Origin of the sequence: Bradyrhizobium sp. NAS80.1 (assembly GCF_001908205.1) — a bacterium.
Lineage (GTDB): Bacteria > Pseudomonadota > Alphaproteobacteria > Rhizobiales > Xanthobacteraceae > Bradyrhizobium.
The window spans coordinates 1-10503 of record NZ_LGHL01000273.1 but is presented as its reverse complement, the minus strand read 5'-3'; the positions used below and the strand labels follow the sequence as shown (position 1 = coordinate 10503).

Annotated in this window: 13 protein-coding genes and 2 pseudogenes; 7 read left to right on the top strand and 8 right to left on the bottom strand. The window is 63.7% G+C overall.

Annotated elements, in window-relative coordinates; translation table 11 throughout:
- Positions 1 to 101 precede the first annotated feature (101 nt).
- The gene (locus tag AC629_RS41130) at positions 102 to 1064 is read right to left on the bottom strand and encodes a D-2-hydroxyacid dehydrogenase family protein (protein WP_084810370.1); all 963 of its coding nucleotides are present in this window, start codon (positions 1062 to 1064) and stop codon (positions 102 to 104) included.
- A 131-nt stretch (positions 1065 to 1195) separates the two neighbouring features.
- Positions 1196 to 1411 (bottom strand): hypothetical protein, encoded by a 216-nt coding sequence (locus AC629_RS41125; protein WP_084810369.1) that lies wholly within the window; start codon positions 1409 to 1411, stop codon positions 1196 to 1198.
- A 45-nt stretch (positions 1412 to 1456) separates the two neighbouring features.
- On the opposite strand from AC629_RS41125, the gene AC629_RS47405 reads away from it, so the two are divergent.
- From AC629_RS47405 to AC629_RS41115, 3 genes are read left to right on the top strand one after another with little or no spacing between them, the layout of a single operon-like run.
- Positions 1457 to 1615, top strand: coding sequence for a hypothetical protein (locus AC629_RS47405; RefSeq protein ID WP_168195716.1), 159 nt, complete (start codon positions 1457 to 1459; stop codon positions 1613 to 1615).
- A gap of 31 nt (positions 1616 to 1646) precedes the next feature.
- On the top strand, positions 1647 to 3296 hold the full coding sequence (gene ettA / locus AC629_RS41120) for an energy-dependent translational throttle protein EttA (RefSeq protein WP_084810368.1): 1650 nt from the start codon (positions 1647 to 1649) through the stop codon (positions 3294 to 3296).
- Positions 3297 to 3303: 7 nt separating this feature from the next.
- The gene (locus tag AC629_RS41115) at positions 3304 to 4530 is read left to right on the top strand and encodes a lytic murein transglycosylase (RefSeq protein ID WP_084810367.1); all 1227 of its coding nucleotides are present in this window, start codon (positions 3304 to 3306) and stop codon (positions 4528 to 4530) included.
- A 78-nt stretch (positions 4531 to 4608) separates the two neighbouring features.
- On the opposite strand, the pseudogene AC629_RS41110 reads toward AC629_RS41115, so the two are convergent.
- Both AC629_RS41110 and AC629_RS41105 read right to left on the bottom strand, forming a co-directional pair.
- Positions 4609 to 4894 (bottom strand): annotated as a pseudogene (locus AC629_RS41110) (hypothetical protein).
- Between the two features lie 210 nt (positions 4895 to 5104).
- Positions 5105 to 5437 (bottom strand): hypothetical protein, encoded by a 333-nt coding sequence (locus AC629_RS41105; RefSeq protein ID WP_084810366.1) that lies wholly within the window; start codon positions 5435 to 5437, stop codon positions 5105 to 5107.
- Between the two features lie 597 nt (positions 5438 to 6034).
- Here AC629_RS41105 and AC629_RS41095 point away from each other — a divergent pair.
- Together AC629_RS41095 and bfr are read left to right on the top strand one after the other, a co-directional pair.
- Positions 6035 to 6307 carry a (2Fe-2S)-binding protein gene (locus AC629_RS41095; protein ID WP_084810365.1) on the top strand — a complete coding sequence of 91 codons (273 nt, stop codon included), beginning with the start codon at positions 6035 to 6037 and terminating at the stop codon, positions 6305 to 6307.
- A 131-nt stretch (positions 6308 to 6438) separates the two neighbouring features.
- A complete protein-coding gene (gene bfr, locus AC629_RS41090) occupies positions 6439 to 6927 on the top strand; it encodes a bacterioferritin (protein ID WP_011089420.1) in 489 nt (162 codons plus the stop codon).
- A 116-nt stretch (positions 6928 to 7043) separates the two neighbouring features.
- On the opposite strand, the gene AC629_RS41085 is transcribed toward bfr, so the two are convergent.
- The 3 genes from AC629_RS41085 to AC629_RS41075 all read right to left on the bottom strand — a co-directional run bounded on the left by AC629_RS41085 (position 7044) and on the right by AC629_RS41075 (position 9242).
- Entirely contained in the window at positions 7044 to 7646 is a 603-nt protein-coding gene (locus AC629_RS41085) for an MSMEG_1061 family FMN-dependent PPOX-type flavoprotein (RefSeq protein WP_084810364.1), read from the bottom strand.
- A gap of 159 nt (positions 7647 to 7805) precedes the next feature.
- Positions 7806 to 8147: an MmcQ/YjbR family DNA-binding protein gene (locus AC629_RS41080; protein WP_084810363.1), complete on the bottom strand. Its 342-nt coding sequence runs from the start codon at positions 8145 to 8147 to the stop codon at positions 7806 to 7808.
- Positions 8148 to 8165: 18 nt separating this feature from the next.
- Positions 8166 to 9242 (bottom strand): alpha/beta fold hydrolase, encoded by a 1077-nt coding sequence (locus tag AC629_RS41075; protein WP_084810362.1) that lies wholly within the window; start codon positions 9240 to 9242, stop codon positions 8166 to 8168.
- 250 nt (positions 9243 to 9492) lie between these two features.
- On the opposite strand from AC629_RS41075, the gene AC629_RS41070 reads away from it, so the two are divergent.
- Together AC629_RS41070 and AC629_RS41065 are read left to right on the top strand one after the other, a co-directional pair.
- Entirely contained in the window at positions 9493 to 9759 is a 267-nt protein-coding gene (locus AC629_RS41070) for a DUF2277 domain-containing protein (RefSeq protein WP_074123605.1), read from the top strand.
- Between the two features lie 97 nt (positions 9760 to 9856).
- Complete coding sequence (locus AC629_RS41065) at positions 9857 to 10081, top strand: hypothetical protein (protein ID WP_084810361.1); 225 nt, start codon at positions 9857 to 9859, stop codon at positions 10079 to 10081.
- Positions 10082 to 10239: 158 nt separating this feature from the next.
- On the opposite strand, the pseudogene AC629_RS47400 reads toward AC629_RS41065, so the two are convergent.
- Positions 10240 to 10503: pseudogene (locus AC629_RS47400) on the bottom strand (collagen-like protein); the annotation flags it as partial.

The window sequence follows — 10503 nt, the reverse complement described above, 5'->3', positions numbered from 1 at the left end:
GCGGCACCGCGGCCCGCATAATCCGCTGAACCGCCGGATACGGACCCGTATGTCCGGTGGTGTGGGAGGGGCGGCGTCGCGAGACGCCCCCCTATCCCGATTCAGGCCAGCTTCCGCGGCAGTTCGCCGCCCTTGGTCCAGGCGTCGATCGCCTCGACCATCTGGCTGTAATGGATGCGCAAGCCGTCCTCGGTCGCGTAACCGAGATGGGGCGTCAGCACGAGATTGTCGAGCTTGCGGAAGGGATGATCGACCGGCAGCGGCTCGACCGAGAACACGTCGATGCCGGCGCCGGCGATCCTCTTCTGCTGCAAGGCTTCAAGCAGCGCCTGCTCGTCGACGATCGGCCCGCGCGCGGTGTTGACAAGGAAGGCTGTCGGCTTCATCCGCGCGAGATCCGCAGCGCCGACCAGGCCGCGCGAACGCTCGCTCAGCACCACATGAATGGTGACGATGTCGGCCCTAGCGAACAGCTCCTCCTTGGTGGCGTAGCCGACGCCGGCCTCCTTGCACTTCTCCGGCGTGAGGTTCGGGCTCCAGGCGATCACGTTCATGCCGAACGCCTTAGCGATGCCCGCCATCTTGCTGCCGAGCTTGCCGAGCCCGACGATGCCGAGCGTCAGGCCTTCGATCTCGACGCCGGCGAAGGTCTGCCAGGGCTCGCCGGCATGCATGCGTGCGTTCTCACGGCCGATGCCGCGGGTCAGTTCCAGGATCAGGCCCATGGTGAGCGGGGCCGTGGGATCGCGTGAGTATTGCGTGCCGCCGACGGCCACGTTGCGAGCCTTCGCAGCCTCCATGTCGATCGAGGCGTTGCGCATGCCTGAAGTGAGCAGCAGCTTCAGCTTCGGCAGCGCTGCGAACTGGCTCTTCGGGAATGCCGTGCGCTCGCGCATCGCGCAGATGATCTCGAAATCGGCGAGCGCGCTCGCCGCAGCCTGTTCCGAGGCGAAGGGATCGTTGAACACGGTAACGTCGACGCGGTCGGACAGTTTCTGCCAGTCGGCGACGTCGAGGGCGAGGTTGAAATAATCGTCGAGAATTGCACAGCGCAGCCGCGTCATCAGCGTTCATCCATGGCAAGAGGTCACGGCGCAAGCGGGGGCGCCATCGTCGGAACCAGGCCATGGTTGCGCGCAATCAGAGCCGCGCGCAAGCGGGGCGCATCTTCAAGAATCCGATAGGGGAGAGGGGCTCAGAGGTCGCGGGGCTTCAGGCGAACCGGCGCATCCATGCCGTGCTTGGCACGCCAGGCGGGGCCGGGGCCGCGCATGTAGTGCTGCTCGGGGCGATAGGGATTGAAGGCCATGGCGAAGAAGCGCTTCCAGAAGCCCTTGATCTCGGATGCGAGCCCGGACGCGTTCCCGGCTTTGGCCGGAACGGGAAGGGAAGTGGTCTCGATCAGAGCCATGACGCGGCCTCGCTGCTCTCCCGTTCCTTCTGAGCGGGATGGCGCTTGTTTCAGCGCAACAGCGAGCTTTCGCCTGATTTATTAAAAGATGGTTTCAATTGTCCGGATTGGGGGCCGGATGGTGTCCGTCCAGTATTCATCCATGGTGAACGGAGGGAAAACATTGCCCTTTGGGGACAGGATCGCTACATCGGCGGCAACTAAATTCCCTCAAATCGAAGGTTTCACGGGACCGATGGCGCGCCAGTTTATCTATTTCATGCAAGGCCTGACCAAGAGCTACCCGACCCGGAAGGTGCTCGATAACATCCATTTGTCGTTCTACCCGGACGCCAAGATCGGCGTGCTCGGCGTCAACGGCTCGGGTAAGTCGACGCTGCTCAAGATCATGGCCGGCCTCGACAAGGAGTATTCGGGCGAGGCCTGGGTCGCCGAGGGGGCCCGCGTCGGCTACCTCGAGCAGGAGCCGCAGCTCGATCCGAAGCTCTCGGTCCGCGAGAACGTCATGCAGGGCGTCGCCAAGCAGAAGGCGATCCTCGACCGCTACAACGAGCTTGCGGTCAACTACTCGGACGAGACCGCTGACGAGATGACCAAGCTGCAGGACGAGATCGAGGCCCAGGGCCTCTGGGATCTCGACAGCAAGGTCGACCAGGCCATGGACGCGCTGCGCTGTCCGCCCGACGATGCCGATGTCACCAAGCTCTCCGGCGGTGAGCGGCGCCGCGTCGCGCTGTGCCGTCTCCTGCTCGACCAGCCGGAGCTGTTGCTGCTCGACGAACCGACCAACCATCTCGACGCGGAATCGGTGTCCTGGCTCGAAGGCCATTTGCGCAACTATCCCGGCGCGATCCTGATCGTCACCCACGATCGCTACTTCCTCGACAACGTCACCGGCTGGATCCTCGAGCTCGATCGCGGCCGCGGCATTCCTTACGAGGGCAACTACTCGTCCTGGCTGGTGCAAAAGCAGAAGCGTCTGGAGCAGGAAGGCCGTGAGGACGCTGCGCATCAGAAGACGCTGGCACGCGAGCAGGAGTGGGTCGCGTCCTCGCCGAAGGCGCGCCAGGCCAAGTCCAAGGCACGCTACCAGCGCTATGAGGAGCTGCTCAAGCAGGCGAGCGAGAAGCAGACCCAGACCGCGCAGATCATCATTCCCGTTGCCGAGCGGCTCGGCGCCAACGTGGTCGACTTCGAAGGGCTCAGCAAAGGCTATGGCGATCGCCTGCTGATCGACGATCTCACCTTCAAGCTGCCGCCCGGCGGCATCGTCGGCGTGATCGGTGCCAACGGCGCCGGCAAGACCACGCTGTTCAAGATGATCACCAAGCAGGAACAGCCGGACAAGGGCACGATCACGGTCGGCGAGACCGTGCATCTAGGCTATGTCGACCAGTCACGCGATGCGCTCGACGGCAAGAAGACCGTGTGGGAGGAGATCTCCGGCGGCAACGAACTGATCCTGCTCGGCAAGAAGGAAGTCAATTCGCGCGGCTATTGCTCGGCGTTCAACTTCAAGGGCGCCGACCAGCAGAAGAAGGTCGGCGCGCTCTCGGGCGGTGAACGCAACCGCGTGCATCTCGCCAAGATGCTGAAGTCCGGCGCCAACGTGCTGCTGCTCGACGAACCGACCAACGACCTCGACGTCGACACGCTGCGTGCGCTCGAAGAGGCGCTGGAGGATTTCGCCGGCTGCGCGGTCATCATCAGCCACGATCGCTGGTTCCTCGACCGTATCGCGACGCACATCCTTGCCTTTGAAGGCGACAGCCATGTCGAATGGTTCGAAGGCAATTTCCAGGATTACGAGAAGGACAAGATGCGGCGGCTTGGCCAGGACAGCATCATTCCGCATCGCGTGAAGTACAAGAAGCTGACGCGGTGATACTGGCATGATGCGGCGGGCGCTCATCGCTGCGGTGATCGTGGTCACTTGCGGCTGGTCGTCCGCCCGTGCCGCCGACGCCGCCTTCACCCAGTTCATCGCCTCGCTCTGGCCGGAGGCGCAGGCGGCGGGCGTCTCGCGCGCGACGTTCGAAGAGCAGACGCGCGGGCTCGAGCCGGACTACAAGCTGCCCGACCTGATCCTGCCGGGCCGACCCGCGACCGGCGCGCCGTCGCAGGCCGAGTTCGTGCAGGTGCCTGCCGACTACGTCAAGGAAGCCTCGATCGCGCGGCTTGCAGGCGAGGGGCAGCGGCTGCTGCAAAAATATCGCCCTGCGTTAACGGAGATCGAGAAGCGTTCGGGCGTGCCGGCGACCGTGATGCTCGCGATCTGGGGGCGCGAAACCGACTACGGCCGCTACACGCTGCCTTACGATCTCGTCCGCGTACTGGCGACGCAGGCCTATGTCGGGCGCCGCAAGGACACCTATCGCAACGAGTTCATTCTGTCGCTGAAGATCCTCGGCGAGGGCGTGGTGACGCGCAAGGACATGCGCTCGTCCTGGGCCGGCGCTACAGGGCTGACGCAATTCCTGCCGTCCGAATATTACAAGCACGGCGTCGACTTCGACGCCGACGGTCGCATCGACATCTGGCATTCAGTGCCCGATGCGTTGGCCTCGGCCGCGCAGCAGCTGGTCAACAAGGGCTGGCAGAGCGGTGTGCGTTGGGCCTATGAGGTGCAGGCACCGGCAAAGGTCGATTGCACCAGTGGCGTACCCGAGGTGACGAAGCCGATAAGCCAGTGGCTGCGCGAAGGTTTTGTACCAGTGCGTGGCCAGAAGCTGAGTGCCGCAGAGCAGGCGCAGCCGGCCTCACTGCTACAGCCGGAAGGCATTTACGGCCCGTCGTTCCTGACCACGAAGAACTACTTCGTCATCAAGGAATACAATTTCTCCGACCTCTACGTGCTGTTCGTCGGCCATCTCAGCGACCGCATGACGAGCCCGCAGCCGTTCGCAACGCCATGGTCGGCCTCGAAGCAGTTGCGCACGAAGGACGTCGAGACCATGCAGCGCGGTCTCACGCGCGTCGGGCTCTACAACGACAAGATCGACGGCAAGGCCGGAATGCAGACGCGCGCCGCGCTTGGCGCCTATCAGAAGTCGGCAGGCCTGAAGGTCGATTGCTGGCCGAGCGAAGAGGTGCTGCGCTCGATTGAGGCGGCGCGATAGCGCTGGACCAAAAGAAAAAGCCCGGCCGATGCTTTCGGCCGGGCTTCGATCGCGGCGCGGATGCGCCCTGCGATCAGATCAGTAGCAAACGCGGACCGGGCGGATGACCCAGCCGTAACCGTCCCAATAGCGCTGGCGCTGCCAGTAGCAGGGCGGGGGGCGGCGGGCCAGGCTCGGCGACATAGACCGGGCCGCCGTAAACCGGGCGGCTCGACGCGATGGCGCCGCCGACGATGGCGCCGCCGATCAGGCCGGCCGCAATGCCGGCGCCGACGCCGTCACCGGCTTTGGCGGGCGGAGTGGCGGTCACCAGCGAACCGGCGACCGTCGCGACCGTGAGGGCGGCAACTAGAGTCTTCTTCATGCTCTTGGCTCTCCTGGGAGATGGACGTTCCCTTGTTAGAGGCGTCCGGGTTTCAAAGGTTCACGCACACTCTGATGAAATTGACCGTGCGGCTAGGAAGCGCGCAAATGGTCAATCCACGGTAAACGCACACGGAGCTGTGACGAGAAAAAGCGGTCTTTTTCAGGCCCCGAGATGAACGGCGCATCCGCCGTGAACCGGTTCAAGTGGCTAGCCACAGACCCTGACGCGCCGGACGCGCCAGGCATAGCCGTCCCAGAAGCGCTGCTTCTGCCAGACGCAACCACCGCCATAGTAGTCGTCGGCGACATAGCCCGGGCCCGGCGCGTAATAGCGGGGCGGGTAGTAGCCGGGGCCATAGCCCGGACCATATGCGTAGCCAGGTCCGTAATAATACGGAGACGCCAGCGCGCCACCGACAATTGCCCCGCCGATGATCCCGGCGGCCACGCCGGCCGCGACGCCGCGCTGCGCATGGGCCGGTGTTCCGGCCGACAGGGCCAGGGTGGCGACGGCAGCGACCGCCAGGAGCGATTTCTTCATTGGCTTGACCTCTTAAACCCGGAACTCTTTGGGGCCTAAAGTTCCATACTACGTTTGAACGATCAATGAACGGCACCTTTGCCGGGTGCGACCAATTGGTAGGGATCGCAGGTCCGCAGGAGACGATGAATGGGCAACGCGGTGGTGAATACTTTGATCGCTGCCGGGATCGTCTTCGCGATCGGCTGCGGCTGGTTCACCCATATCCAAAGCCGTGGCCGGCGCTCTCGCGCCGCGGCCGGGAGTGACGGGGGGTAGTGGCAGCGGCGACAGCTATACGGGGACGAGTGACAGTCTCGCGCTGGGGAGCTGGTTTTCCAGCGACAGCTCGGGAAGCTCGGCCGACGGTGGCAGCTGTCCCAGCAGCGATAGCGGCAGTAGTGGCGGCGATTGCGGGGGCGGCGGCGATGGTGGTGGAGGCGGTGGCGGCGACTAGGTCCGCCGCCAATCTTGATCCAACGCAACGCCCTATTTTAGAGCCGTTCTAGGCTGCTTCCAGGCAGTTTGGAATAGCTTCAAATACCGGTTTTTCCCTTTGCATCCGGACGGCCCCTTAAATATCGATGATGACGCATCACCGAAGGGTCTGCCGCTTCCATGATCGTTTGTTCCTGTAACGTGCTGAGCGATGACGATATCCGCGCTGCTGTCGCCGAGTCCGACGACGCCGTGCGTCATGCCAAGCAGGTCTATGGCTGCCTCGGCTGCAGCGCCGAATGCGGCCGTTGCGCCCGCACGATCAAGACCATCATCGACGAAGCACTTGGCCCCTGTGCCAAATCCTGCTGCTCCGGCTGCCCGCACAGCCACACCGCGGCCGCCAATGACGGGACGGCCGAGCTCGCCCAGTTCGCCCTCGCGGCCTGCTGAAAGCTTCCCAAGATCGGCTGAGCTTTTCCCCGGCTGCATCCCGGTAGCCGTTGCTCTCATCCGTAAACTGACTTAGAAGCATTCTAAACTCGGTTTGGGGCCGATTTGGACTGCAAGAGCTGGAGTGAACCATGCAGGGCGACGCCAAAGTCATCGACTATCTCAACAAGGCGCTGCGTCACGAGCTGACTGCGATCAACCAGTACTGGCTGCACTATCGCTTCCTCGACAATTGGGGCCTCCTGGACATGGCCAAGGTCTGGCGCAAGGAGTCCATCGAGGAGATGGAGCACGCTGACAAGCTCACCGCGCGCATCCTGTTCTTCGACGGTTTCCCGAACATGCAGGTGCTCGATCCCCTGCGCATCGGCCAGAACGTCAAGGAGATCATCGAGTGCGATCTCGCCGCCGAGATGAGCGCGCGGGCGCTCTACCAGGAAGCGGCGACCTATTGCCATGGCGTCAAGGACTACGTTACGCGCGACCTGTTCGAGAAGCTGATGAGCGACGAGGAGCACCACATCGACTTCCTCGAAACCCAGCTCGACCTGATCGGCCGCATCGGCCTCGAGCTCTACACCCAGAAGCACGTCGGCGGGCTCGAGGGCGAGGGGCATTAAGCTCCGGCCCCCTTCTCTCGTCATGGCCGGGCTTGTCCCGGCCATCCACGAGCTAGCCCGCAGAGAAGCCCGGGACAAGCCCGGGCATGACGGTCTAATCGAGAACGAAAGCCTGCCTACAGCTGCGCCCTGTACCGCGCTTCCACGACGTCCTGACTCTCCGGCTCGCCGAGGCTGGTCTGATCGTGGATGACCTGGCTGATGCTCGGCATGACCGATCGCTGCACCTTCTCCGGCGCCCACAGCTTTGAGCGCATCAGTGCCTTGCCGCAGTGGAAATAGACCTCGCTGACGGCGACGTTCAGAACTGCGCGCGGTAGCTTGCCGAATTCCTCCATGGACGCGAGCAGGTCCGGATCGGCCGACAGCGTGCCGCGGCCGCCGACGCGCAGCGTCTCGTCGATGCCGGGCACGAAGAACAACAGATGCACGAAGCCTGAGCCCTCAACGACATTCCGAAAGCTGTCGATCCGGTTGTTGCCGGAACGGTCGGGCATTAGCAGCTGGTTGGGGCCGGTGACGTGGACAAAGCCAATGCTTCCACCGCGCGGCGATGCGTCGACGCTGCCATCGGTGCCCGATGTCGCGAGCACGCAGAACGGCGACATCTCGATGAACTTCTTCGCATGCGCGTCGATTGCGGGACGCGCTTTCGCGATCACGCGCCGGCTCGGCTTGGGATAGATGGTGGCGAGGTCTTCGGAGCAAAGGTCGGTCACGAAGGTCTCCCTGATTGAATGCGTTGAGGATATCATCCCGCCAACTGTTCGCTATCCCCCTTTGTTACGCTGCCACGGCCAGTCGGTCACGTGCGAGCCGCCGGCACGAAGCAAACCAGCAAAACGAGCGACGCAGATCCGCGCAGGCAGTCCTCCTCCTCACCGCTTATCGAGCGATGCGAGCAGCGATTTTGGCGCGACGTTGCGCCACGCCATCCTGAGCGCGCTGCGCAGGGTTATCTGATCGATCTTCACCAGCCTCACATTCGTGCTGCCGTTCCTGCCCCAAGCGCCGGGCACCGGGCGAAACATCTCCGGCTCCGTGTCGACCAGTAAGACCTGCTGCTCCGGCGTCAGCTTCACCATGCCCCATTCGTCATCGGGATAGCCCAGCGACGCGAAAACGCGCTTGCCAACTCGGAAGTCGGCATGGCCGTGATGCGCACCCTCGATGGCGCCGGGAAGCGCGAGAGCGGCCTGGCGAAAGCGTGCTTTCGACATGCTGTCTTGCTGCTCGTGTCACATCGTTCGCTGCGGCGCGGTTTGCAGCAATTGCCGGATCTGCTCACTGTAGAACTTTGCGTTGCCGGTGGTGCCGTGGCCGCGCGTTTCGGTGCTCGCGGGGATCAGGTACAGGCGGCCGTTCTTGACCCGCTTCATCGCGGCTTCTGTGACGCCGGTCTCGGGCGGATTGCGTTCGTCGTCGGCGGAATTGATCAGCAGCAGCGAGGCCTCGATCTGCTCCAGCTTCTCGGCGGCATTGTAGTCGTGCGAGGAGTCCCACTGGTAGACGAAGTCGTTGGCATCCGCCGTGATCGGCGTCGCCAGCCGTTCGTCGACGATCTTGTCGGCCTTCGCCGCCGTCGGCGCCTGTTGCTGATAGGCGAGCGTGCCGCCGATGCTGGCGATGCCGTAGGCGGTGATGGCATATTTCATCATGCGCGGCTGGCTGGTGTAGTTGCCACCATTGTAGTCGGGATCGTTGCGGATGGTGTCGAGCATGATCCGCCGCATCATCCAGTTGCGCGACGCCATCTCGGTCGGCTGCGAGGCCATCGGCACCAGCGCGTCCATCTCCTTCGGATATTTCTCGCCCCATATCCAGGTTTGCATGCCGCCCATCGAGTTGCCGATGACAGCCCGCAGATGCTTCACGCCGAGGCCTTCCTTCACGAGGCGATGCTGCGCTTCAACCATGTCGTCGTAATTGTATTTCGGGAAGCTCGTCTTCATGCCGTCGGACGGTTTTGACGATTTGCCGTGGCCGATCGCGTCGGGGATGATGATGTAATATTTGGATGCGTCGAGCGGCTGCCCCGCGCCGAACATCTCGCCAGCGAAGGCGGGTGACAGCATGCTCGCGCCCGAGCCGCCCGTGCCGTGCAGCACCAGCACGGGCTGGCCGTTGGGCTCACCGACGGTGGTGTAGTGCAGCTTCAACTCCGGCATGGTCTCGCCGGTGTGGAACTTGAAATCTTTGGCGATCCAATCGCCCTGTTTCGGCGCCGGATAGTCGGCGGCCAATACCGATGTCGAGATGGCCGACGCCGAGATCGACAGCAGGATGGCCGACAGCGCCGCGCAAGAAGCCCTCATGTTTCTCTCCCCATGCGGCTCATGGTTGGCGGCCGCGTTGGGCGCGATCTTACCAGCTCGCGTCCGCGGATCGAGAGCAGACGCCCGCTCATCCTGAAAAACAATTCCTCGATGTTGCGGCGCGCAAGTGGAATATTCGGACATCAGCCATGGCCTGTTCCGCCTGTGACATGCTGTTGCATGCGATGTAGGATTTCGGCTTCTCCATTCGTCCTCGGATCGCATCGGGCCTGCCCGCGGGAGAGACTGCATGTGCCGCAACATCAAGACGCTGTTCAACTTCGAGCCGCCGGCGACGGAGGACGAGATCCACGCCAGCGCACTCCAGTTCGTGCGCAAGCTGTCCGGCTTCAACAAGCCGTCGCAGGCCAATGAGGAGGCCTTCGAGCGCGCGGTGGCGGAGGTGTCGGAGGCGGCGCGCCGGCTGCTAACCTCGCTGCACACCCATGCGCCTGCGCGGGATCGTGAGGTCGAGGCAGAAAAGGCCAGGGAGCGTTCGCGGCAGCGGTTCGGTTAGTCGGTCTCCAACGTCCATTCCGTGACCTGGCTCACGGTAGCGACGATCTCAACGGGCGATGATGTCTGCCGGGGTTTTGACAGCCCGGAGCACGACCATGAGCCGCCCCCTTCTTCCCCTCAAAGCAGGTGCCGTCGCCTTCACGGTGCTGTGGACCGCCTGGATGATGTGGTGGAGCGGCTCCTACAGCAGCATCAACCTCGTCATCCTGACTCTGGTCGGCACGCTGATCGGCTATCTCTGGTATCGCACCATGCGCTGGCAGTTCGAGCGCATGGGCATGCTGCCGCGCAAGGATGATTCCTCCGGGCATCTTGAATAAGGCTCGTGTCCCGGACGCGGCGCGCGCGAAGTGCTGCTCGGCAGAGCCGGGACCCAGGAATTGCGCGCACATCGCTCGGGCAACATCGGCCCCGGCTCAGCAGCGTAGCATTGTCTGCCGCGCTGCGTCCGGGGCACTCAACCATTTGGGCTCGGCTGCTAGTCCTTGTGGCCGTGCTTCTTCTTTTTCTTCTTTTTCTTGTGATCGTCGCCTTCGCCGTCGTCGCCCTCGTCATCGACGAACGCTTCGTCGGCTTCATGCACCGCGGCCTCGAGCGCCTCGCGTTCGGCGGCTTCCTGCTCGCGCTGGCGGCGGCGCTCGTCCCAGGCGTCGAAGAGCTGCTCGAGCCAGGGCAGCACCTGCTCGATCGAGGGCAGCTGGCCGGGCGGTCCGGCTTCGCCGCGCGGTCCAGCCTCGCCGCG

What these genes read in the sequence shown, in the direction of transcription:
- AC629_RS41130 (WP_084810370.1), bottom strand. Translation starts at nt 1,064, where the DNA reads ATGACGCGGCTGCGCTGTGCAATTCTCGACGATTATTTCAACCTCGCC.
- AC629_RS41125 (WP_084810369.1), bottom strand. Translation starts at nt 1,411, where the DNA reads ATGGCTCTGATCGAGACCACTTCCCTTCCCGTTCCGGCCAAAGCCGGG.
- ettA (WP_084810368.1), top strand. Translation starts at nt 1,647, where the DNA reads ATGGCGCGCCAGTTTATCTATTTCATGCAAGGCCTGACCAAGAGCTAC.
- AC629_RS41115 (WP_084810367.1), top strand. Translation starts at nt 3,304, where the DNA reads ATGATGCGGCGGGCGCTCATCGCTGCGGTGATCGTGGTCACTTGCGGC.
- AC629_RS41105 (WP_084810366.1), bottom strand. Translation starts at nt 5,437, where the DNA reads ATGAAGAAATCGCTCCTGGCGGTCGCTGCCGTCGCCACCCTGGCCCTG.
- AC629_RS41095 (WP_084810365.1), top strand. Translation starts at nt 6,035, where the DNA reads ATGATCGTTTGTTCCTGTAACGTGCTGAGCGATGACGATATCCGCGCT.
- bfr (WP_011089420.1), top strand. Translation starts at nt 6,439, where the DNA reads ATGCAGGGCGACGCCAAAGTCATCGACTATCTCAACAAGGCGCTGCGT.
- AC629_RS41080 (WP_084810363.1), bottom strand. Translation starts at nt 8,147, where the DNA reads ATGTCGAAAGCACGCTTTCGCCAGGCCGCTCTCGCGCTTCCCGGCGCC.
- AC629_RS41075 (WP_084810362.1), bottom strand. Translation starts at nt 9,242, where the DNA reads ATGAGGGCTTCTTGCGCGGCGCTGTCGGCCATCCTGCTGTCGATCTCG.
- AC629_RS41070 (WP_074123605.1), top strand. Translation starts at nt 9,493, where the DNA reads ATGTGCCGCAACATCAAGACGCTGTTCAACTTCGAGCCGCCGGCGACG.
- AC629_RS41065 (WP_084810361.1), top strand. Translation starts at nt 9,857, where the DNA reads ATGAGCCGCCCCCTTCTTCCCCTCAAAGCAGGTGCCGTCGCCTTCACG.